The sequence below is a fragment of the Streptomyces sp. NPDC039609 genome (assembly GCF_055596705.1).
Genome location: NZ_JBVIUJ010000006.1, coordinates 125,200 through 147,623, shown reverse-complemented (window position 1 = coordinate 147,623; position 22,424 = coordinate 125,200). Strand labels below are relative to the sequence as shown.

17 protein-coding genes and 1 pseudogene are annotated in these 22,424 nt (G+C 67.8%); 15 read left to right on the top strand and 3 right to left on the bottom strand.

All coding sequences use genetic code 11. The annotated features are described in order from the left end of the window. The first annotated feature begins 353 nt into the window (after positions 1-353). Positions 354-6,686 (top strand): RHS repeat domain-containing protein, encoded by a 6,333-nt coding sequence (locus ACZ561_RS18905; protein ID WP_470996215.1) that lies wholly within the window; start codon positions 354-356, stop codon positions 6,684-6,686. Between the two features lie 81 nt (positions 6,687-6,767). Beyond that, the gene (locus tag ACZ561_RS18900) at positions 6,768-7,211 is read left to right on the top strand and encodes a hypothetical protein (protein WP_470996213.1); all 444 of its coding nucleotides are present in this window, start codon (positions 6,768-6,770) and stop codon (positions 7,209-7,211) included. Between the two features lie 160 nt (positions 7,212-7,371). Here ACZ561_RS18900 and ACZ561_RS18895 read toward each other — a convergent pair. Together ACZ561_RS18895 and ACZ561_RS18890 are read right to left on the bottom strand one after the other, a co-directional pair. Continuing rightward, positions 7,372-8,746 (bottom strand): annotated as a pseudogene (locus ACZ561_RS18895) (IS1380 family transposase). A 122-nt stretch (positions 8,747-8,868) separates the two neighbouring features. Then, positions 8,869-9,309 (bottom strand): pyridoxamine 5'-phosphate oxidase family protein, encoded by a 441-nt coding sequence (locus ACZ561_RS18890; protein WP_470996209.1) that lies wholly within the window; start codon positions 9,307-9,309, stop codon positions 8,869-8,871. Between the two features lie 685 nt (positions 9,310-9,994). Here ACZ561_RS18890 and ACZ561_RS18885 point away from each other — a divergent pair. Genes ACZ561_RS18885 through ACZ561_RS18875 form a run of 3 tightly spaced genes read left to right on the top strand, consistent with a single transcriptional unit; the run spans position 9,995 to position 12,869 of the window. After that, entirely contained in the window at positions 9,995-10,528 is a 534-nt protein-coding gene (locus ACZ561_RS18885) for a hypothetical protein (protein ID WP_387118809.1), read from the top strand. A 16-nt stretch (positions 10,529-10,544) separates the two neighbouring features. Beyond that, positions 10,545-11,648, top strand: coding sequence for an MAB_1171c family putative transporter (locus ACZ561_RS18880; protein ID WP_470997159.1), 1,104 nt, complete (start codon positions 10,545-10,547; stop codon positions 11,646-11,648). A gap of 24 nt (positions 11,649-11,672) precedes the next feature. Then, positions 11,673-12,869 (top strand): amidohydrolase family protein, encoded by a 1,197-nt coding sequence (locus tag ACZ561_RS18875; RefSeq protein WP_470996206.1) that lies wholly within the window; start codon positions 11,673-11,675, stop codon positions 12,867-12,869. A 40-nt stretch (positions 12,870-12,909) separates the two neighbouring features. Here ACZ561_RS18875 and ACZ561_RS18870 read toward each other — a convergent pair whose 3' ends face one another. Next, a complete protein-coding gene (locus ACZ561_RS18870) occupies positions 12,910-13,812 on the bottom strand; it encodes a helix-turn-helix domain-containing protein (protein ID WP_470996203.1) in 903 nt (300 codons plus the stop codon). A gap of 661 nt (positions 13,813-14,473) precedes the next feature. On the opposite strand from ACZ561_RS18870, the gene ACZ561_RS18865 reads away from it, so the two are divergent. From ACZ561_RS18865 to ACZ561_RS18820, 10 genes are all read left to right on the top strand, one after another. Further along, entirely contained in the window at positions 14,474-14,833 is a 360-nt protein-coding gene (locus ACZ561_RS18865; protein WP_470996200.1) for a hypothetical protein, read from the top strand. A 2-nt stretch (positions 14,834-14,835) separates the two neighbouring features. Then, positions 14,836-15,774, top strand: a complete 939-nt coding sequence (locus ACZ561_RS18860) for a hypothetical protein (protein ID WP_470996198.1) — start codon at positions 14,836-14,838, stop codon at positions 15,772-15,774. After that, positions 15,774-16,487, top strand: a complete 714-nt coding sequence (locus tag ACZ561_RS18855) for an ATP-binding protein (protein ID WP_470996195.1) — start codon at positions 15,774-15,776, stop codon at positions 16,485-16,487. Before ACZ561_RS18860 ends, ACZ561_RS18855 begins: the two co-directional genes overlap by 1 nt. A gap of 98 nt (positions 16,488-16,585) precedes the next feature. Then, a complete protein-coding gene (locus tag ACZ561_RS18850; RefSeq protein ID WP_470996192.1) occupies positions 16,586-17,170 on the top strand; it encodes a WhiB family transcriptional regulator in 585 nt (194 codons plus the stop codon). Continuing rightward, a complete protein-coding gene (locus ACZ561_RS18845; RefSeq protein WP_470996190.1) occupies positions 17,167-18,195 on the top strand; it encodes a DUF2637 domain-containing protein in 1,029 nt (342 codons plus the stop codon). The genes ACZ561_RS18850 and ACZ561_RS18845 overlap by 4 nt, the downstream gene beginning before the upstream one ends. A gap of 105 nt (positions 18,196-18,300) precedes the next feature. Further along, on the top strand, positions 18,301-18,525 hold the full coding sequence (locus tag ACZ561_RS18840; protein ID WP_236241520.1) for a hypothetical protein: 225 nt from the start codon (positions 18,301-18,303) through the stop codon (positions 18,523-18,525). Between the two features lie 269 nt (positions 18,526-18,794). Continuing rightward, positions 18,795-19,145 carry a plasmid mobilization protein gene (locus ACZ561_RS18835; protein WP_470996188.1) on the top strand — a complete coding sequence of 117 codons (351 nt, stop codon included), beginning with the start codon at positions 18,795-18,797 and terminating at the stop codon, positions 19,143-19,145. Positions 19,146-19,149: 4 nt separating this feature from the next. Then, positions 19,150-20,898, top strand: a complete 1,749-nt coding sequence (locus tag ACZ561_RS18830) for a relaxase/mobilization nuclease domain-containing protein (RefSeq protein ID WP_470996186.1) — start codon at positions 19,150-19,152, stop codon at positions 20,896-20,898. 78 nt (positions 20,899-20,976) lie between these two features. Continuing rightward, complete coding sequence (locus ACZ561_RS18825) at positions 20,977-21,375, top strand: hypothetical protein (protein ID WP_470996184.1); 399 nt, start codon at positions 20,977-20,979, stop codon at positions 21,373-21,375. Between the two features lie 342 nt (positions 21,376-21,717). Further along, positions 21,718-22,380: a hypothetical protein gene (locus tag ACZ561_RS18820; RefSeq protein WP_470996181.1), complete on the top strand. Its 663-nt coding sequence runs from the start codon at positions 21,718-21,720 to the stop codon at positions 22,378-22,380. Positions 22,381-22,424 lie beyond the last annotated feature (44 nt).

Genomic DNA, 22,424 nt, shown 5'->3' with positions numbered 1-22,424 from the left:
ACAATTCTCAAATTCGCTTTCTTTGACACGTCGGGAAGCGGCGCCACTCTAGTGCCGACAGGGCTATCATGCGACCCGTGATCAATCGGTGATGTGATCCACATCACCCCTATTTGATCTTGACCCGGAAAGCCGACACCTCCTTCTGACCTGCAGAAAGTGGAATCGGCCCCTCCGAATGCCCGTTTCACTCCGGTTGAAGCGACAATCAACCAGCCCCTTTTTTCGAGCCTCAGAAAGCACCCTCAATTTCACGGCTCAGTGGCCAGTTCTCTCTCTGCCGGAACACCTTCTGCCGACCACCTGACTGCTATGTTTTGCCGGTTATTTTTGGATAGCCTGCAGGGGGTTTCGTGCCGTGGTACAAGAAGGGCGACAGCGTAAAGACGCAGTCGCTCGGAAGCCGAAGCGGGGCGGGGGTGGCTGCTCTCGCGGTCCTCGTCGGCCTGCTTCCCGGGTCGGTGGCGGTGGCGGCCACCACAGGCGCCGGCAACCGTCTACCGTCTCTCGAGCAGCCGGATGCGGTCGCGGTGAAGAGGACCGCTTTCGAAGACGGTTCAGCCTGGAACAGAGTCGACGAGGCGAGCGCCGATGCGCGCACGCGCATACCCACCGTGAACTGGCCTTCGGCCGGGAACGCACGGGTGGATCTCTCGCTCTTCAGCCCGCTCAGCACTCACGCGTTGACCGCTCCGAGGCAGGCCCGACAGGCCTTCCGACGTGCCGGGGACCTGCCTGTCAGCGTCCTGGCATCGGCGAAGGAAGCCCCGTCGGCGTCGGCCCCAAAGGCCACGCCGACGAAGGTCGACGTGATGGTCTCGGACCGGAACGCCACTCGTGTCGCGGGCGTTGAAGGCATCCTGGCCTCCGTCTCACGAGCCGACGGCCGCGCTGAGAAGGCGACCGTTCAGGTTCGGGTGGACTACGGCGGCATTCGAGGTGCTTACGGGGGAGGCTGGTCCTCCAGACTCCGCCTGGTTCAGCTGCCCTCGTGCGCCCTGACCACACCACACATTCCGAGATGTCTCGTGCGCACTCCGGTTGCGACGAACAATGACTCCGAAGCCGGCACGCTCACCGCGAAGGTGGTCACGAACGCACCGAGTACCGGCTCGCGGACGTCGATGGCGGTCTTCGCGGCCGAGGCTGACTCCGGCGGCGCGGCGGGCGACTACAAGGCCACATCGCTGAGCAACTCCGCGTCCTGGAGCGGCGGCGGTTCCCCAGGTGCCTTCAGCTGGTCCTACGGGATCGGCGTGCCCGAAGTGCCCGGCGGGCTCAAGCCCTCCTTCTCGCTGAACTACTCCTCCCAGGCCGTCGACGGCCGCACCGCGTCGACCAACAACCAGCCCGGCTGGGTCGGTGATGGCTGGGGCTTGGAGCCCGGCTTCATCGAACGGCGCTACCTGAGCTGCAACGACGACATGCAAGGGGGGACGAACACCGCCAAGAACGGCGACCTGTGCTGGGGCCCCGACAACGCCACGCTCTCATTGGGTGGCAAGACCACTGAACTCGTCTACGAGAAGAACAAGGGCTGGCACGCCGTCACCGACAACGGCGAGAAGATCGAGCGCCTGACCGGAGCGGTCAACGGCGACGACAATGGCGAGTACTGGAAGGTCACCACAACCGACGGCACCCAGTACTTCTACGGTCTGGGGCGCCTGCCCGGCTGGACCCAGGGCAAGGAGGAAACCGAGTCGACGTGGACCGTTCCCGTCTTCGGCAACCACGCGGGCGAGGAATGCCACAACGCCACATATTCCGCCGGCTGGTGCCAGCAGGCGTGGCGGTGGCAGCTCGACCATGTAGTCGACAGTCACGGCAACGCCATGTCCTACTACTGGGACAAAGAGGGCAATCACTACAACCGCAACGTCTCCTGGACCACCGGCAAGGGAACAGCGACCCCGTACATCCGCGGTGGATCCCTCGACCGTGTCGAGTACGGGCTGCGTGAAGGTGCCGTATATACAAGCAAAGCCATGGCCGTGGTGGACTTCACCGTTGCCGAGCGCTGCCTCCAGGAGTGCGGCACATTCGACGCGGCCCATGCCAAGAACTGGCCGGACGTTCCGTTCGATCAGGACTGCAAGGCCGACACCGACTGCAAGGATCGCAACTCACCGACCTTCTGGTCCCGTAAGCGCCTGATTGACATCACGACCCGCGTGCTGACCGGCGGCGCCTTCAAGGAGGTCGACACCTGGACACTGGAACAGACGTTCCCTGTCTCCGGTGACGGCACACCCCCCGCCCTGTGGCTCGCGTCCATCACCCGCGCCGGAAAGGTCGGCGGCACGGCTGCCCTGCCGAAGGTCAGCTTTCTCGGCGAGCAGATGGACAACCGTGTTGACAAACTTGGCGACGGCCTGGCCCCGTTCATTCGCTACCGCATCTACCAGATCAACACCGAGTCAGGGGGCAGCATCGGCGTCTACTACAGCGCCCCCGACTGCAAGGTCGGCGACATGCCGACCCCGGATTCCAGCAACACTCGGCGTTGCTACCCCGCCAAGTGGGCCTACGAGGGGGATACCCCGAAGCAGGACTGGTTCCACAGATACGTGGTCACGAAGGTACTCGAAGGCGACAACATCGCCTCGACACCGGATACCCAGACCGAGTACGACTATCTCGGCGGCGCGGCCTGGGCCAAGAGTGAGGACGAGTTCACCAAGCCCGAACACCGCACCTTCTCCGACTACCGGGGCTACGGCACCGTCCAGACCCGGTCCGGCACCGGTCTCGAACCGCGCACGCTGGCAGAGACCCGGTACTTCCGAGGCATGGACGGCGCCGAAGTGAGGGACAGTGCCGGCGGAGTCGTCACCGACCGCCCGCAGTTCGCGGGCATGCTCCGCGAGACGGCCGTCTACGACGGCGACGGAGGCCCCCTGGTCTCCGCCGTCTCCAGCACACCTTGGCGATCTGATCCCACAGCCACACGGCTGCGGGACGGACTGCCCGCACTCGAGGCCCGCAGGAGTGGGGTTGCTTCGGAGACCACCCGCACCGCGGTGGCAGGCGGTTCCGATCGCAAGGTGACCGTCACCCACTCGTACGACGAACTCGGCATGGAGGTGGCCTCTTTCTCCAGCGGGGATGAAAGCCGGACCGGCGACGAGTCGTGCACGACCACGACCTACGCTCGCAACACCGACAAGCACATACTCAACAGAGTCTCCCGTCAGGAATCCGTCGCTGTCCCGTGTGGTCAGACCGTCGACCGACCGGCCGACGTCATATCCGACAAGCGCTACTTCTTCGACGGCAGCACCACCTTCGGTGCGGCTCCCACCATCGGCAACGTCACACGAGCCGAGCAGATCAATGGCGACGGTACCGGCTACGACCTCAAGAGCACCGCGGAATTCGACCCCTACGGACGGACCACCGAGACCGGGGACGCCTTCGGGAAGGTCACGAAAACGGCGGTCACCCCGGCCACGGGCGAGGTCCCCACGAGCTCAACGGTCACCAATCCACTGGGCCACACGTCCAAGACCACGCTCGACCCACTGCGCAGCCAGACGCTGGCAATGACCGACGCCAACAACAAGACGACTACAACGGCTTACGATCCCCTCGGCCGTGTCACGAAGATGTGGCTTCCTGGCCGGGCAGCCGCGTCCTTCAGTGAGTCGCCGAACTACGCTTTCGCCTATACCGTAAGAACCGACGGACCGACAGTGGTTGCGACCACGACACTCCAGCACGACGGGACCTTCCGTACGTCGTACGACCTCTACGACGGTCTCCTGCGTCAGTTGGAGACCCAGGAGCCGGCCCCTGACCTGAGCGACGGCAGGCTCATCTCGGAAACCTCCTACGACAGCCGTGGCATGGCATGGCGCACCTCCGGCAAGTACTACGCGACGGGTAAGGCGGAGCCCGTGCTGGTACGCGGCGACAGCTCCAAGTACCCGGCATCCACGGAGGTCACCTTCGACGGAGCCGGACGCCCGGTCATCGAGATCTCCAAGTCGTTCGGCGACGAGAAGTCCCGCACCACGACGTCGTACGGCGGTGATCGCACCACAGTGGTTCCTCCCACCGGTGGGACCGCGACCACGACGCTGACGGACGCGCTCGGCCGGACCACGGAACTGCGCAGCTACACCAATGCGGAGCGCACGACGTACCAGGCGACGAAATACTCGTACGACAAGCGCGGCTACAAGATCAAGACCGTGGACCCGCAGGGAAGCACCTGGACGTACACCTACGACAGTCGCGGACGTCAGACCGAGACCGACGACCCGGACAAGGGCGTCAGCAAGAACGACTACGACGCCGGCGACCGTGTTACCGACACCGAGGATGCTCTCGGCGACGTACTGCACACGGACTACGACGCGCTCGGCCGCAAGACGGCTGTGAAGAACGGCGCGACCACTCTGGCCACGTGGACCTACGACACCGTGGCCAAGGGACACCCCACCAGCTCCACTCGCTACGTAGACGGCCAGGCATACACGTCGCAGGTCAACTGGTACGACAACCGCTACAACGCCAACTCCTGGCAGCTGACCGTCCCCGCCGCCGAGGGCGCGCTGGCAGGCACCTACAAATGGACTGCGGGCTTCAACGCACATACCGGCAAGAACGAATGGACCGAGCATCCAGCGATCGGCGGTCTCCCCAAGGAGAAGGTCAGCACGGCCTACACCCCCACTGAGGGCCTGCCGATGAACACCAGCATCGCCGGATCGATGCTCGCGGGTGCCACCGAGTACAACCGCTACGGCCGGCCGATCCGCTGGGAGACCGGCGAATTCGGAGGCAAGGTCATCCAGACCTTCGAGTACGACGAGCACACCCAGTCCATGACCCGCTCAGTCACGGACCTGGCCAAGACGTCGCAGCGCATCGACGACACCGTCTACGGGCGGGACAGTTTCGGCAACGTCACCAGCATCACCACCACATCAGGTCAGGACGCGACCGCGGTCGTCGACACGCAGTGCCTCACTTATGACGCGCTGCGCCGAGTCACGGACGTCTGGACCGCCACCTCCGGCTGCGACAGAGCCCCGAGCAGCCAGAACGTCGGTGGGCCCGATGCCTACTGGACTTCCTACACCTACAACGCCAGTGGCGGGCGTACCAAGGAGGTTCAGCACTCCACGTCGTCCGGACCGGTACAGGACATCACCCGGACGTACTCCTACCAGACGGCGACAAATCACCGTCTCGCATCCGTCGAGACTCAGGGGGGCGCCCGCGACGGCACTGTGGACAGCTACTCCTACGACGCAGTCGGGAACACCACCCGGCGTCCAGGCCCCAACGGCCCGCAGACCCTCGACTGGGACGTGGACGGGCATCTCGGCAGCGTCGGAACGGCGGGCGGGAACGTCAGCTCGTACGTCTACTCGCCGAACGGAGAGCGCCTGATCCGCAAGGACGCGTCTGGGACTACCCTCTATCTGCCAGGCGGCACCGAGGCCCGACTCGACAAGGCGGGCACCGTCACCGGAACTCGCTACTACACCCACGCCGGAACCACCGTCGCCATGAAGTCGGCAGGGAAGTACACCTTCCTCCTCGGCGATGCCCAAGGCACCCAAACCGTCCAGGTCGACGCGTCCACGGGCGCGCTGAGTCGCCGCAAGACCACGATCTTCGGCGACACTCGGGGCCCCCAGCCGACGAGCTGGGTGGGTGACAAGGGCTTCGTCGGCGGCGTGAAGGACGCGACTGGCCTGACACACCTCGGCGCCCGCGAATACGACCCGTCCATCGGACGCTTCGTTTCTGTCGATCCAGTCATCGACGACCAAGACGCCCAGCAGATGGGCGGCTACACCTACGCTCACAACAACCCGGCGACGCGCAGCGATCCCTCAGGGCAGTACGACCCCGACGAGGCTGGCCATTGCCGCAAGTTTCGTGCGCAGTGCGACGGCAATCGGGTGAAGCCCCTACCCGAGCGCACGGCGAACCCCAACCCTGGAAAGGATAAGCCAAAGGCTACTGTCCCGACCGTCAAGAACAAGGACCTGCAGAATTTCCTCGATGCTATCTACGCCCGCCCGCAGGCGAAGAAGGTTCTCGGGGACGGAAAGTCTACGACCGCGATCCTCGAAGAATTGAACACCGGCAAGAAGGTGGGCCCCGAGGGTAAACCAGGAGAAGAAACGGGATTCCACATCGAGAAGGGTTACAACTATCTTGCCAACGTCTCCAGCATTCTCCAGAAGAATCGCGACGCGAAACAAAAGGGGAAGCCGGCACTTTTGACCGAGGCGGAGGAAGCTCTAGCAATGAAGGAAGCAAAGGAGCTTTTCGACGCCCTCAACAGTGAGGACGTGGCAGGGACCTTCACCTCTGAACTGGAAGCCAATCCGGACAGAAAAAAGACGCTCCTGAGCAATCGTGCTTCCGTCCTTGGCCGCGAAGCGATGTCATCCATCACCGGACAGTCCTTCGAGAATCACCCCGACACAGACCCACGGCGCCCCAACCCGGAAAGGGTCCAGGTGGGCGAGCCGACCAAGGTACGTGGTGCGATGCGGGGTCTCGGCCCTCTCAGCGTGGCCGTGGCGGTGCTGGGTTACGGCGTTACGGTACAGGATGAGGGCTTGGTGGAAGGCACGAAGTCAACACTGTGGAGCCTTATCGACCCCTGGGGGATCGGCACAGATGACATATGCGCCAACCATGGGTGTGAAGCATAGGTAGGGCGTAGCCATCGCAGGTGCCCGGCCGGACGATCCGGCCGGGCACCCTCCATGCATTCGAGCAGAGCGACGAGAGAAATGATCGACAGAGCAAACTTCCTCCCCCGGCTACTCCGTGATTTCCCGGACATCTCCCAGGAGGTGGCCCGCTACCGTGACGCAGAGGACGCATCCCAGGAGCCGGCCACATGGGACAACATGGAGCTCGATTCATTCTATGGCCAGTTCGCGATGCAGGTGCTCAGCGAGCTCCTGACTCGCTCCACTGACCCTTCCACGAGGACTCCAGAAGGGCTGGGGCGATTCTTTGACTTCCTCGAAGAGCTCGTAGACAGCCCTAGCAAAGTGATCTCCGAGGGCACGTTCTCCTACGTCATCGAGGGGTTTCTGCAGTCGAGAGATCTCGTCGATCTCGCCCTCGAATGGTCCGGGCCTGTCACACATGATCTTTTCGTCAACGTGCTCACCTACTACGAAGCCGAATTCGATCCGAACCATCCCCGCCGGACGAAGAACTCCTAACCTCGATCTTTCGTGACGGTCCGTCGGTTTCTTCGGCGGGCCGTTTCGGTTGTTCGGGTCGGTGGCGGGCAGGTTGATGGCCCGGCTGTCGCGTCGGGCGGGCGCCGGGTTCCACGGCTCCGGTCGGGTGGTGCTGCTCGCAGGGACGGGGACGTGCTGGTCAGCCGGGGTTCGGGAGTGTGTTGAGTCGTGCAGGGCGGCGGTGATCACGTTGGTCCAGGGCCAGTGGCGCGCGAAGCGGAGGTGCCGGCGGTGGGCGGTGGTGACGAGCTGGGCGGCGGCGGAGAAGAGGCGGAGCCTCAGACGGCGGGACTCCCACCTGTGGGTTTCGCCGGTCAGAGCGAGCATGGGCATCCAGGCCGGCAAGTCGAGGGCGATCTGAACGATCTTCAGCCAGATCTGTTTCTGCGCGGTGTCGTGCAGGGGCAGGTTGCGCAGCCGGTGGCGCGAGCGGCCCGGATGTGGTCCTCGGTCCGTGCCCGCTGGCGGTGCCGCAGCTCCAGTGCCGCGATCGGTTTGTCGGTGGTGTTGGTGGCGAAGCAGGTCAGCCGCAGCCCGTCGGAGTCTGTGATCCGCAACTGGGCGCCGGGGTGCGGTCGTTCCTTGCGGAGGATCAGGCGCATTCCCTTCGGCCAGCCCTTGAGGGCATCGCCGTCGAGTTCGGCGACCCGGGCGCCGTCGCGGATCTCGCCGCCCGGCTCGAGGGCCACAGTCCACGCGGCGGGCGGGACCTTGAGGACGGCTTGGTGGATGGCGTCGGTGATGGTCATGCCGACCGAGTACGACAGCCACCTTCCCCTTTGGGCGAGCCAGGCGATGAACTCGTGGGTGCCGGCTCCGGAGTCGGTACGGATCAGCGTCTGGCGTCCGCGCCGGTACTTCTTCGGCAGTTGGGCCAGGGCGAGCTGGCCAGTGGTGATGTGGTCGGCAGCGGTGTTGCTGCCCGCGTTGCCCGGCCTGAGCAGGCCGGCCACTGGCTCCCCGCTGCCACCGCTTCCGTGATCGATGAAGGCCATCAGGGGATGGTGTCCGAAGGTCTTCTTCCACGTCGCGGTGGCGTCCTGCTTCTCGGAGTGGGACAGCACGAGCGCCCCGTCCAGGTCCACGATCACCTGCCCCGTGACATCCGGGGCCGCGTTCCTGGCCTCGTTCCAGACACGCTCGCGGGCTTCGGCCCGCGCGGCCCTTATGGCGGAGAGCGCCTTTGGCCCGGCGGAGGCGAGGCTGTCGACGAGCCGGGAGACCGTCGGGTCGGAGGCCACCAGGCCGAACACGGCCGGCTCGGCCCGCAGCATCCCGACATCCGCAAGGCAGTCCCCGCCCAGCGCGACCGCCAGGGCGACATCCAGCAGGATCTTTCCCGGATCGTGCACCGCCCGCGGACGTCGCCACGGAATCAGTGCCGTCGATATCGCCCGGTCCAGCCCTGCCTTGCGGACGATCTCGACCAGCAGCACGGCCCCGGCCTGGGACACCACCGCATGGCCGCCGCCCTCGATGCGGACACGTGGATAGGACCCGATACGCTTTTTCACCTGAGAAGTGCCTCCGGCGGCGGCAGGAACGAGGACCTCGACAATCCTCATTCTTGCTGGTCAGAGGCGCTTTTCGCTTACCTGACCATCCGTCGGACAGCCCGCTTCATGAAAGCGCGAGGCTAGGCTGCGGCGTCCGGGACCTTGGGCTTGGGTACATCGACATGCCCCATGGCTCGGTCGATCGTGATCTCGATGACCACGCGCTCCGGGTCCGGAGCCGGCGTGCGCCGGTACCGCTTTCCGTAGCGCGTCACAGCGTCGTCCACTGCGGCTGCGTCCGTGCGCACTTCAGCCGTGCCTTCCAGCGTCGCCCAGCGACCTCCGTCCACCTGGCAGACGGCGACGCGCGCTTGGCCGGGAAGCGCCGCCTGTACGTTGGCGACTTTCCTACTCGATTTGCGGGTGATAACCCGCGCGATGCCGGCGGCGGCGTCCACGGTGACCCCAACAGGCACGACATGTGGACGGCCATCTGGGCGGAGTGTGGTCAGAGTGCACAGGTGGTACTCATTCCAGAACTCCAGGTAGTCAGTTCCTCTGCGGTGTATTTCGGCATGCATGCCTGGAAGCCTAATCGCGAGTGATGTCCTGACTGTCCACACCCCTCCTCCCGTCGCGAGAGGCAGGGCTTTTCGGTGCTGGATGTGTCTATTCGGTGCATTTGCAAGCAATGAAAGCGTCTCGGGTCGGTAACGAAGGCAACCTCTCTTGAGGTGCTTGGCATGGCCACATCGTTCGTGAGAACTGCCAGCTCAAAAGCATGATCTACAAGTAGGTGTGCCGATTTAGTGCGATTTGGTGCGTCGATGCTGCTGCGACCCGGTAGGCGCTTTCCAGCCGGATCTTGATGCGGCTTCGCGTAGTGTCCGATGAAGTCCCCAGAGCCTGCCCGGGGTGCTTTGCGTCGTGTCATTGCTCGTTCGCGTCAGTGACTTCGGTGTCTGAGGAGTCTTGGGCGCGCGCCCGCTGTGGTTCACGGATTAGGCCCTTCGCGGCCTGGATCGACGTACTGCCCTCGATACCCGTGATCACTTTCGGCTGCGCTGTGCGGCGGGACTGGACATGGTCGAAAAGGGTGCGGCCGTCGCCCTACTTCGTGTCGGAGCAAATCCACGGCTGGTGCGAAGGGGATTACTGATGTGGCCGGGAAGAACTGACCGCGAGGCGACTGAACACAAGGTGCCTGCGCAGGGCGGGTTGAGCCGTCGGCGCTTGGGGCGGTGGCGTACCGCTCAGAAGCGGACGGTGGAGCGGGACCTGCACCGTCGGCTGCGTCGCGAGCTTCGGGACCTCGGCGTCCAGCCGCCGCTGGACGTGAAGGAGCTGTGCCGGGCGCTCGGCGAGAGGCGAGGACGGCCGATCGTCCTGCGGCCATTCCCGCTGGAGAAGCCCGGACCGTCGGGGCTGTGGGTCGACACGCCTCAGATGGACGTGGTGCTCTACCAGCAGGAAACGACCCCCCTGCATCAGGATCACATCATCCTGCACGAGGTGTTCCACATCATCGTGGCCGAGGACGAGCAGGCCGAGGAGGAGCAGGAAGCTCCGGACGACTTCGTCGAGGGCTGGGCCACGATGATCCCGGTGCTCGATCCCGCGCTGATCCGGCGTGTGGCCCGCCGATGCTCGTACGACGACGGGGAAGAGTGCGCCGTCGAGCTGGCAGCCACGATCGTCCTGGAGTGGTCGTCGGTGCTTGACCATGTTGCCCCGATGCCGGAGGACCCCACGGTGCAGCGGGTACAGGCGGCTCTCGGCGACCGACGAGGGTGGCTGTAACCCATGACCGAACTGGATCCTCCTGTGCCTCGCCGCTGCCGTGGCGTGGAAGCTCTATCAGTGGTCACGAGCCCCGCAGGACGCGCCGCTGCGTTCCGTCACTCTGTGCCTGCTCACCGCCCTGCTGTCCTACCCCCTGGCCATGCCGGGTGGCGGTTCGGGCGTCGACACCGTGGCCGGGCATGGCACGGCGAAGCTCATACAGAACGTGCTGCTCCTGCTGACGGTCTACTTCCTGATGTGCTTTTACCTGTACTCCGCCGACGGGCCGACCGCCCGTCGACGGGCCCGACGAGAGGCCGTCGTCGTCGCGTTGGTGGCCGTGGCTATCGTCGTGGCCGCGGATGCGGTCCCCCATGATGTCTTCGCCGGCTCCTTCAGCACGGCGGACATGACGATCCCGCAGATCGCCTTCTTCTACGGTGTCACCGGCCTGTACCTCATGTACGCCCTCGGCGTCACTGGTCGGTGGACCCGCCAGTACGCCCGCATGTCGCAGCGCCCGCACGCGACGGGATTGTGGATGGCCGCTGTGGGCCTGAGCGCGATGGCGGTGGCCTGCGCCGTCCGCGCGGTCTTCGTGGCCGTCCGTTGGAGCGGCGGGACCGTACCGCAGCCGCTCATGGCGGGCGTCGCGGTGTTCCTCGTCGTGTCCATCCTGCTCTTCGTCTCCGGTGTCACGTATGCGGGGGCCCGCGCGAGGGTCACCTCCGCGCGGCTCTGGCTGCGGCGACGCCGTGACCACCGCCGCCTGGCCCCGCTGTGGCTGCTGCTCACCGACGCGTACCCCGAGAACGTGCTGCGGCCGGCTTCTCCGGCGCTTTGGGATCGTTGGAGGGCGCATGGCGTGCACCGGCGCTACCACCGGCGGATAGTGGAATGCCGGGACGGGTTGGTTGATATCAGCCCGTATCTGGCTCGCGAGGGTGAGGGCGCCGAAGTCCTCGCCCTCCCCCCTGCCGTGCTGGCGGACCGCCTCCGCCGAGCCGTCACCACGATCGGGAAGGACGCCCGTCCAGCGCGTCAGGCCATAGCCCTGGCAGTGCCCCAGGCGGATGACCGGGACGCGGACGTACGTCAGCTGATCGCGGTATCGGACGCGCTGCGTCTGCCCGCCTGACCATCGACGATCAAGGAGGCCGAGATGCTGATCACCGCCCGCCGAGTCCTCGTGGGTCCCGGAACGTATCTGGACGATGGCGCAGTCCTCGTCGAAGGCGACTCGATCACGGCGGTGGGGCCGCGCGCGCAGATCGCGGCGCGGGTCGGTTCGGACGACACGCACCTCGCGTTTCCCGAGGGCACGGTGGTGCCGGGTCTCATCGACGCCCACGTGCACCTGGTGTTCGACGGCGGCGCGGACCCCGTGGCCACGCTCCACGAGTCGAGCGACGAAACCCTGCTGAAGGACATGCGCCGACGCGCGGAACAACTCCTCTCCAGCGGCGTGACGACGGCACGTGACCTGGGAGACCGCAACGGCCTCGCCCTCCAGCTGGACGCAGAGATCGCCAGCGGCAGCACTCCCGGTCCCCGGATCGTCTCCGCGGGCACACCTGCGACCCCGCCTGGAGGCCACTGCCACTTCCTCGGCGGTGAGGTTTCCGGGGAAGCCGAGGCCCGCGATCTCGTACGGCGCAACATCGCGGCGGGCGCCACCGTGATCAAGGCGATGGTGACCGGAGGCGGTCTGACCAAGGGCGGGCCGAAGAGCTGGCAGAGCCAGTTCTCCCCAGAGGAACTCCAGGCCCTAGTGGACGAGGCCCACCAGGCCGGCCTGCCAGTGGCCGCCCACGCACACGGTACGGACGGCATCACCGCGGCCGTCGAGGTCGGGGTGGACACACTTGAGCACTGCACGTGGATGACGAGCGACGGCTTCGACCTGCGGCAGGACGTCCTGAAGCAGATCATTGACCGGGGCATCGCGGTCTGCCCGGCTGTGAGCCCCCACTGGCAGATGCTCCCCCGCTTCTTCGGCGAGGAGCGGGCGGCGGCCATGTTCGACCTCGTACGGCAGATGGCGGAGGCCGGCACCAAGCTCATCGCAGGAACCGACGCTGGAGTCCAGCGCACCGGGTTCGACGGACTGGTGCCCGCCTTGTCGTTCTACGCGCACTTGGGCCTGCCGAACGACAGGATCCTCGGGATGGCAACCGCCGACGCGGCCGACGCGCTCGGACTGGGCGAGGCGACAGGCCGGATCGCTCCGGGGTTCCGCGCGGACCTGCTGGTGGTCGACGGAGACCCCCTCGAAGACCTCGGCGCCCTGAAGGCGGTCCGGGCCGCGGTCGCCGAGGGCCGCCTGCACGAGCCGGGCAAGACGTCAGAGCAGCAGTAGCCGCGCCGCCCGTCCACGGCCCAGGAGCTGCGGACGGGCGCTACTCGCCGGCGTCCGCTTCCTTCTCCTCCAGCTCCGCCACCAACTCGTTTACGAGCGCCATCGCCTTCGGTGACAGCCCCTGCGAGCCCAGCCCACGAGCCCTCACCCGGCCCACGGCCCCCTTCTTCGCGGCTGCGAGGAGCTGAAGACCCTCATAGACCTGAGCAGCCACGGCGGCGTCTGGCTCGAAGTACATCCGCGAGACGCCGACGACGGCTGAAAGCGCGTCCAGAACCGCAGGCGACGCGGTCCCGGTGATGCCCGTACGGAGATCCCGGAAGCCCTCCTCGGTGATGACCTGCGCCCCGGCATGAGCGTTCACCGCGTTCGCCATCTCCGCATCCGAGGGGGGGCCCTGTGGGCCGGGATACGAGCTGTCCAGGAGCAGGGTGATCTTCTCGGCCAGCGATTCGGGAGGGGTGCCAAGAGCCGAGGCGCTCCCGGTTCCCGACGGCGCAGGTTCGTCAACCGGCACACCCTGCGCCTTGGCGATCGACCGGGCCTCCGCTCGCCGCAGCTCCTCGGGGCTGACCCCATACGCCGCCGCCAAGGCCGGGACGTACTTGTCCTTGAGGCGTCGCTCTCCGCGTTCGGCCGCCGCTACTGGTCCGGCGCTTTTGGTTCCGATCAGCTCAGCCGTCTCGTACTGGTAGTAGCCAGCATCGCAGCGCAGGTCAGTCAGATCGGGTGGCCCAGACCGTGGGAACAGGTCGTTTACGTCCCGTCCGAGCGCGCGCGCCAGCGCGGGCAGTTTCTCCGGATCGGGAGTCTGTGCGCCGGTCTCCCAGCCGGCGACCGCCGAGTCGGACACTCCCAGCGCCTCGCCAACGGCAGCCTGGTAGATCTCGGCGGCTCGCCGTACCGCACGTAGACGGCTTCGGTCGAAGTGACGGGCAGGCATCGGACCTCGTTTTTATGCAAACTGGAGTCGATCCAGTGCGTTGACTTTTTCTTCGGTCGGGAATAGTTTCAGCTTAGCGAAGAGCGAGCGGCGTTGCACGCTTGCTCGATCTTCGTCTTCGAACCCTTCCAAGGCTCTGGGTCGCGGGAGGGAGAGATCGGAGTCCCCTGCGACATCCAGTGCGCGGAGAGCTCTCAGAACAGATCGGCGCCGGGACTCGTCTCTCGGGCGTTGAGAAGTGTGCGGCTTCGGCCCGGAGGGGCACGGAGCCCTCTTCAACAGCTTGGACGCCGAGCGGGGGTGCAGTGTCCGGCGGACCGTGAGTCACGACCGCCCACTGACCTAGCGACATATGTCGAGTTGGCGTCGAATCCGCTCAGTACCCGCTGCCAGCTGGAGTGTTGGCCGCCGTCTGCATATGTTGCTGGTCCCTCGGCGGGAAACGCCGACGTCAGGTCAGTACATGGGAGGGAAGTAGGAGCTATCCCAAGCGCCACGGACGCGCTCCCCTCAGGGGAAAAGAAACCGGCGCCCAGAAGTTAGCCGCTTCCGGACGCCGAGCCCGCCACCCGAAGGAGGCGGATCCATAACTGGAGCGGGTCGGCTGACCTTTTCGACGAGAACGGCCGTCCCACCCCACCTACGAGTGAGGAATTCTCGCATGCCCGAGTCCCGGCACGGAAGGGCGCACGCCGCCCAGCATGTCCAGGTCGCCGACCCCGCCACCAAGTCCCGCTGGCGCCGTTTGGCCACCCTCCTCGCGGACATGGTGCCCAGTGCTCGCACCATCCGCGTCTCGCAGCGTGAACCCGAGCGAACCTGGCCCAGCCCCCACGCCCGCGCCTACGACGCGCAGGGCAACCCCGTAGCCCTCAACCGGGCCCAGGGCCTGACGGCCGCACGCTGGGTGATGCGCACTCACCCCGAGGCGAACTGGAACGAGGTATACGACCTCGACCTCGCCACCGGTGTCCTGCGCACCGCCGCCGAGGCGTACGCGGTCGCGGATGGGAGGCGCTGACCGTGGCCAGGATCCGAACCTTCAAGCCCGAAGCCTTCACCTCCGAGTCCCTGGCGCAGGTGAGCGTCTGCGCCGAGCGGACCTTCTTCGGCCTGATCAGCCGTGCCGATGACCACGGCCGCGTCCGCGACCAGCCCGCCGCTCTCTGCGGAGAGCTCTGGGCCGTCCGAGGCGGGCGTACGCCGGTCGACGTCGAGGACGACCTGATCCAGCTCGCCGCCGCCGAACTGGTCTGCCGGTACGAGGACGAGGAGGGTAAGCGGTACCTGCACATCGTCACCTGGCACCGCCACCAGAAGATCAACCGAGCCAGCCGCAGCCGGCTCCCCGAGTGTCCGAAGCACGACGCCGCGAAGCCGAAGGCGGACCCGTCGCAGACTCACGGCGACGTTCCGGAGTCCTCCGTGAAGGCTCACGGAGCACTCACTGAGGACGCACGAATCCCCGCCGAAACCTCCGAAGCGCACGAAATCGCAGGTCGCGAGGCATTCAGTGAGTCCTCAGTGAACACTCACGGAGGGCTCACCGAGCCCGCGGTGAGCCCTCACGCCCTGGATCTTGGACCTAGGAACCTGGATCAAGGATCTTCCCCTTCGGGGGGCGCGAGCGCTCGCGCGCCGGAGATCGCCTCGGCCCAGCAGCTCATCGCCGAGTACGCCGCTGCCTGCGCGCACCGCCCGCCCAGTGGCGTCCTCGGCCACCTCGGCCGCGAGACGGCCAAGCTCCTCGCGGAGGGCATCGACCCCGGCCACATCCGCGCCGGGCTGGCCCTTCACCGCGCCAAGGGCCTGCACCCCAGCACCCTGCCGAGCCTCGTCCACGAGGCCATGAACGCCACCCGCGCCGGTTTGGTCCGGCCGGAATCTGGGCCTAGCGTGCCCGGTCACCGGGCCTGGTCCAACCCCGCCGACCCTGCCGCCGCCTACGCCGAGGAGCTGTGATGCGCGACTACGACGCCCAGCCCGTCGGCGGCATCGCCCGCCGCCTGGCCGGCATCCTCAAATCCCGGGGCATCGACCAAAGCTCCAAGCTCACGGACCCGGCCGAGCCCATCCCCGCCCTCCAGGCGGCACAGGCCCGTATCCCGGCCCGCTACCGAGCCGCCGTCGCCGACCACCCTGCGGTCGCCGCCTGGGTCCACGAGGTCGCCGAGCGTGGACGCCCCGGCCCGGAGGGCGCCCCGGGACTTGCCGAGGGCCGCTCCCTGCTGATCGTCGGCACGACCGGGACCGGCAAGACATACCAGGCGTACGGAGCGGTCCGCTCGCTCCTGATCGCCGGGGTCCGGCTGCGCTGGAAGGCAATCACGGCCGCTGACCTGTACGCGGAACTGCGGCCGCGTCCCGGCCACGACGGCGAACGTGAGCTGATGGACCTGGCCCGCTGCCCCCTGCTGATCATCGACGACCTCGGCGCGGCGAAGAACAGCGAGTGGACCGAGGAGATCACGATGCGGCTCATCAACCGCCGTTACAACGCGATGCTCCCGACCCTGATCACCACCAACCTCGGCATGTCCGACCTGCGGACCCACATCGGCGACCGCGTCGCCTCCCGGCTCACCGAGATGACCGATCGGGTCATCCTCGACGGCCCCGACCGCAGACGAGCCCTCGCGGCCGAGCGACGCGTTCTCGCCGCGGCCCGCGCCTGACCTGCCCTTGGCGTGGCCGACACCGGCCCGCCTCCTTCACGTACCAACCCCCTGACCGCTCCTGCCCGAACGCGCCAGGGGGACACGGAGACACCCCCATGCACCGCACCACGAACCAGCAGCCCCGTGCCCTTGGCGACCACACCTGGCGCGACCAGGCCGCCTGCAACTCGACGCCCCACCACCGGGTCGACCCCGAGCTCTTCTTCCCCGAGCCCGACGAGGTCGATCGCATCCGGGAGGCCAAGGCCATGTGCACTCAGTGCCCCGTCCGCAAGGTCTGCCTCGATGTCGCCCTCGAGAACGGCGACAGCGCCGGCATCCGAGGCGGGATGACCGAAGAGGAGCGCGAGCCCCTGCACAAGAAGTTGGAGCGCCGCCTCGAATACGCCCGCGTCAACGAGACCCTGGCTGGACGCGACATCCACCTCACCAAAGCCGAGCGCCGCGCCGTCGCCCGCGCGGCCTACCAGGCAGAGCTGCCCGCCTCGCGGCTCGCCTGGCTACTGAAGATCACCGAGGAGCACGCCGAGAAGCTCTACCGGCGAACCCGTCGCCAGATCCGGAACCGGGCCGTGGAACAGCAGAAGGAGGCCAGCGAGGCGACCAAGAGCCAGCCGCACGCACTGAACAAGCCCAAGCCCCAGCTCCCCGGCCGCGATGACCTCGGGAAGGCGGCGTGAGCCATGTCGCGCCGATACAGGCGCGGATCAACGGCTGGGACCGGGCCGCCGTCGTCGCCCTCGGGGGCGCGGGATGCGCACTCTCGTACGACGCGCTGCAGCAGATGGCCACCGCGATCCACGTCCGAGGACTCCTGACCTTCGTCTTCCCCCTGGTCATTGACGGATTCATCGCCTACGGGGTACGGGCTCTCCTCGTCCTGCGCACCGCCCCACTGGCCGCCCGATGTTATGTGTGGACGCTGTTCGGTACCGCGACCGCCGCCAGCATCTGGGCCAACGCCCTGCACGCTGTGCGCCTCAACCAGCAGCACGACGGCGCCGGCCTCCGGCTCGGTGACCTCACCGTCGGTGTCCTGTCCACCCTGGCCCCGCTCGCGCTGGCCGGAGCCGTCCACCTGTACATCCTGATCGCCCGGCGGGCCACCGAGGCCGGGCTGTCCGGACATCAGGAGACCTCCGGCATCCGGACGGAGCAGGTCACCGGTGACCGTCCCGACACCCACTTCGGCTGGGGCGGACGAGGCTCAGCCCCGGTCACGTCCGGACACCCGGCCGAGTTGCCCAGCCCGGACACCGGCCGCACGGCGGTCACCCAGCGGCCGGACAGCTCGGAGACGCACACCCCGGACACCGTGTCCGGAGCACGGGAGAAGCTGGTCGAACCGGAGCCCGAGCACGGTGGCCGCGACGCTGACCAGGGCGGACACCTCGCTCCTAGACCCCGCCCGGTCACTCACCCCGCCGATCCGGCCAAGCGTCCGGACACTACTTCGGGCGCGGCCTCGGAGGCCGGGCCCGCCGCCCGTCCGGACAACGGCGACCGCAAGTCGGCCCCGGTCACCGACGAACAACTCCTCGCGATCGCCCGCCAGGCGGTCACCGAGGCAGGCGACCTGACCCGGAAGGTCGTCGCGGACGCCATCCGCGGTCACGGACACGGCCTCGGGAACGACCGGCTGACCGTCCTGATGCAGCACCTCCGCAAGGAAGCGGAACAGGCTGCGGACACCCGGACCGCCTGACCGGACCGCCTGCTCGGCGGGTGCGCCGGCGCCCGTCCACCGGACTGGCGCACCCGCCGAGCACACGACTCCCTCCCGCCCCACGCATGCACTGGAGCCGCCACCATGCGCACCACCTCGGCCACCCGAGCCGAAGCCGACGCCTGGATCACCGTGCTCAGCCGGTACGGACACCTCCACCACGCCGAACCCGGCCCCGACGGAGCCTGGACCGTCCAGCGCACACCCACGAGCACACCCCGCACCCTCCACCACCCCGTCCTCGCGCTGGACTTCGTCGCCGAGGTCCTGCGCGACGTACGCCGCGACCCCTCCGGACTGCCCCGATGACGCCCACCGATCCGACCTCCGCCCCCGCTGACCTGGGGGAAGGTCACTGCCCGGCACGAGGCCGAGCAAGCTGTACCTTCCGAAACTCCTCCGCAGCCACGGGCCGCGGAGGAGTTTCGGAAGGGCTTGCCCCCACCCCCCAGGGGGCGGGGGAGGCCCGGCACCAGGGGGAGCCAGGCCGTGGGGCCGCGACCGAGGGCGGATCGCAGCCGGAGGGTGAAGAAGCCGCGCGTTCCGCGCCGCGTACGCGCCCCCGCCTGCGCCAGAGCGTGCACCGCGACCAAGTCCGCAGCGTCCGCCTGACCCGCGACGAACTCGACATCGTCAAGCGCGCCGCCGAAGCCGCCGGCCTGAAGACCGCCGGGTTCCTCGCCGACGCCGCGGTCGCGGTCGCCCAGGCCCAAGGCGGCTCCAGGGCATGGCTGTTGGACCAGCGCGGACGCCTCGAGGAGCTGATGTCCGCCAGCGCCCAGCTCGGCCGTGCCGGCAACAACCTCAACCAGGTGGCCCGCGTCCTCAACTCCGGCGGCCGGCCGGAGTACGCCGACGACGCGGTCGCCCGCGTCCTGCGCGCCGCCGCACGGGTCGAGGCCGCCGCCATCGAGATGGCGAGGCGCTGACACCGTGGTCCCAGACATCTCCACCGGCAGCCGCACGTACGGACTCCTCGCCTACCTCTACGGACCCGGCCGCCGGGACGAACACACCGACCCGCACCTCGTCGCCGCCTGGATGCCGGGACTCGCGCCCGACCCCGGACGTGACCCGGCCGCCACCCTCAAGCAGCTCACCGACCGGCTCGACCTCCCCGTCCTCGCTCTCCCCAAGGACCGCCGCCCCGCCCAGCACGTCTGGCACTGCCCCGTCCGCACCGCCCCAGGCGACCGGCACCTCACCGACGCCGAATGGGCCGAGGTCGCCCGCCGCATCGTCCACGCCACCGGCATCGCCGAGGAAGGCGACGACAAGGCGTGCCGCTGGGTCGCCGTACGCCACGCCGAGGACCACATCCACATCGTCGCCACGCTCAAACGCGAAGACGGACGAAGCCCCCGCCGGCACCAGGACGGCATCCGAGCCCAGGCCGAATGCCGCAAGATCGAAAAGGAGTGGGGCCTGCAGATCCTCAACGAAGGCGACCGCACCGCCGCCCAACGCCCCACCAGCGCCGAACGCGCCAAGGCGGAGCGCACAGGCCGCAGCGAACCGCCCCGTGAAACGCTGCGTGAGCATGTCCGCCGGGCGCTGGCCGGCGCCGCCGACGAGGACGAGTTCTTCCGCCGTCTCACCGAAGCCGGCCTTCGCCTCGAAAAGCGTGTAGCCCCCTCCGGCGACATCCTCGGCTACAAGGTCGCCCTGCCCGGCGACCGTAACCGTGACGGCGAGCCCATCTGGTTCCCCGGCTCCCGGCTGGCCCCCGACCTCTCTCTCCCCAGGATTCGCCAACGCCTTGCGGACGGACCGCCCGAGGACGAGCCGACGACCGTCACGGGCCCCGTCCCACGGGCCGCTCGCCCAGCCGGTGCTCGCCGAGACGCCACTCACGTCGCCGAGCAGGCCGTCACCGTGCTCGCCGGGGACGACGGCGCGGCAGGCGCCGCTCAGCTCATCGGCGTCGGCGAACTCCTCGACGCCGTCGCCCAGACCTCCCCGGCCTCCACCCGCAAGGAACTCGCCGAGGCCGCCCGCGCCTTCGAACGCGCCACCCGCTCCCACACCCGCGCCGAGCACGCCGACCACCGCGCCCTCCGCTCCGCCGCGCGCGGCATCGTCCGGGCCGGCAACGCCCTCGGCAAGGGCGAGGACGGCGGCGCGACAGCGATGCTCCTGTCCACGATGGTCCTCGTCACCATCGCCGCCATTCGCTGGCACTCCGCCCGCGGTCACGCCCAGCAGGCCGCCGCCGCACGACAAGCCGCGCAGCACCTGCGCGCCGCCTACCAGACCGCGTCCGCCACGCCCATGAAGGCGATGCGCGAACAGGGACGCCGACTCCCCGCCCCCGTACGCGATCGGTACGCCGACACCGTGGAAGCCGCCCTGCCCGGGCAGTCCGACCACGTCCTGCGCGAGCCCGGCTGGGACGCGCTCGCCGCCACCCTCGCCCAAGCCGAACGAGTGGGACACGACCCCGACGCACTGCTCCAGCAGGCGATCGAATGGCGCGAGTTGGAGACCGCCAACAACGCCACCGACGTACTCGTCTGGCGCCTGCGCCGCATCGGGAAACTGCCAGCCACCGCCGACGCCCCCCGCACCCGAGCGCCCCGACGGACGCCCCCGCCGCAGCCCCGCGCACCGAAGCCGAAGGCAGCCGAGACGGCCGCTCGGCACGACACGAACAGCCCCCGCAGGCCGGGCCCACGGCGCTGACCAGCACTTCAAACGGCTGGACACCAGCAGCCCCCAGCGGTTAGGGCTGGTAAAGAACAGGACGAGGAGACGATGTAGATGCTCAGCGAAGACCTCCGGACCCGTAGAGCCGTGCTGCCGGAGACGGCAGCCGACGACCCCTTGCTGAGGCTCCAGAACGAGACGCGGCTCGGCGACGGCATCATCCGTCTCCGCGCCACCACCCACCCCGAGGGAATCCGCATCGGCGGCATCCTGGTGATGTGCCCAGCGTGCGGAGCGCGGCGCGACTGGATGGTGATCTGTGACCGCAGCGAAATCAGCATCCGCTGCCGGTGCGCGCACCAATGGGTTGAGCCCGAGCTGACGCGCGGGGACTACGAAGCGATGATCGACATCGGCGGCCAGGACTATCCGAGCCTGGAGGCCGCCGCCGAGGCCGTGGGGTACGACGGCACGCTTGCCGGCACGTATCTGTCGGAGCCGAGGCCCGCGTAGGAGGTTGGGCTGGCCGATCCGGACAAGAGAACCATCGCGAACCAGAACGCCGAGATCGAAGAGCCCCGCCGGCTGGTGACCACCTGGCCCCTCGCCAGTGCTGTTCTCACCCAGGGGCAAGGGACTTCAACAGAACCCGGTCTGGCCGCTGACAACTTGGTCCCATTCCGCCCCGCCCCGGCTGAGAGGGCCAGCCTGCAGGGTCGTCCCTCCTCGAACAGGCGGCTGAGCTCAGACACCCGTACGCGATGGTGCGAGCGGGTGGGCGGTCAGACGACGGCCCGCCGGCCCGCTCGCGCACCTATGTCAACTTTGCGACATTAGGAGTGGGCAGGCACTCGCATGGGAGTGATCATGAACCCTCCAAACGGAACGGCCTGCATGGACTGCGGGACAGACCTCGCTGCCGTCGAGCCTGACCGTCCATGTCCGGAGTGCGGAAGCAATGTGCGGGCCGTCTCAGCTCTCGCCGGCCCGGCAGAGGTTACAGCTACAGCAAACTCAGTGGGTGTCAGGCTCGGCCACGGCCAAGTGCGCCCCTGGCAGGAGCGGTGGCAGGCCGTGCTTAAGGCCCTGGAGGACCTAGAACGGGCCTACTCGGGCTGGCCAGACGGGCCAGGCGACAGCGAGGGCTGGAAGAAGATCCCCATCGACTTCTGCAACGTTTGCTTCCACCTGAGGGACTGGATCAACAAAGATCCGGCCGTGTTGGCAACAGTCCAGAGCGCAGTCCTGGGGATCACGGATCAGCACCACCCCGCGATCAAGCTCGCGAGCGACGTCTTCAACACGGACAAACACCACACTCGTAAGTCCGGGAAGACAACAGCGCGAATCGCCGAGGTTTACGTCGCCCCCGGCCCGCCCCGGCGAGCGGAGCTCACAGTGGAGTCGCGCGACCCCAATGGAACCGTGGGACAGATGGGCGCCTTGGTCCTCGCGCGCCAAGCCGTCGCTGAGTGGCGTGCATTCTTCAAACAGCATCACCTGAGCGAGACCCAGTAACCCCTCATGCGACGGCTCTGACCGCACCGTGTCTCTGGCGGAGG

Excerpts from the sequence above, each read along its gene's own strand:
- ACZ561_RS18840 (WP_236241520.1), top strand. The coding sequence starts at position 18,301 with ATGCGCACCACCTCGGCCACCCGAGCCGAAGCCGACGCCTGGATCACC.
- ACZ561_RS18820 (WP_470996181.1), top strand. The coding sequence starts at position 21,718 with ATGGGAGTGATCATGAACCCTCCAAACGGAACGGCCTGCATGGACTGC.
- ACZ561_RS18900 (WP_470996213.1), top strand. The coding sequence starts at position 6,768 with ATGATCGACAGAGCAAACTTCCTCCCCCGGCTACTCCGTGATTTCCCG.
- ACZ561_RS18870 (WP_470996203.1), bottom strand. The coding sequence starts at position 13,812 with ATGCCTGCCCGTCACTTCGACCGAAGCCGTCTACGTGCGGTACGGCGA.
- ACZ561_RS18865 (WP_470996200.1), top strand. The coding sequence starts at position 14,474 with ATGCCCGAGTCCCGGCACGGAAGGGCGCACGCCGCCCAGCATGTCCAG.
- ACZ561_RS18850 (WP_470996192.1), top strand. The coding sequence starts at position 16,586 with ATGCACCGCACCACGAACCAGCAGCCCCGTGCCCTTGGCGACCACACC.
- ACZ561_RS18890 (WP_470996209.1), bottom strand. The coding sequence starts at position 9,309 with ATGCATGCCGAAATACACCGCAGAGGAACTGACTACCTGGAGTTCTGG.
- ACZ561_RS18855 (WP_470996195.1), top strand. The coding sequence starts at position 15,774 with ATGCGCGACTACGACGCCCAGCCCGTCGGCGGCATCGCCCGCCGCCTG.
- ACZ561_RS18825 (WP_470996184.1), top strand. The coding sequence starts at position 20,977 with ATGCTCAGCGAAGACCTCCGGACCCGTAGAGCCGTGCTGCCGGAGACG.
- ACZ561_RS18875 (WP_470996206.1), top strand. The coding sequence starts at position 11,673 with ATGCTGATCACCGCCCGCCGAGTCCTCGTGGGTCCCGGAACGTATCTG.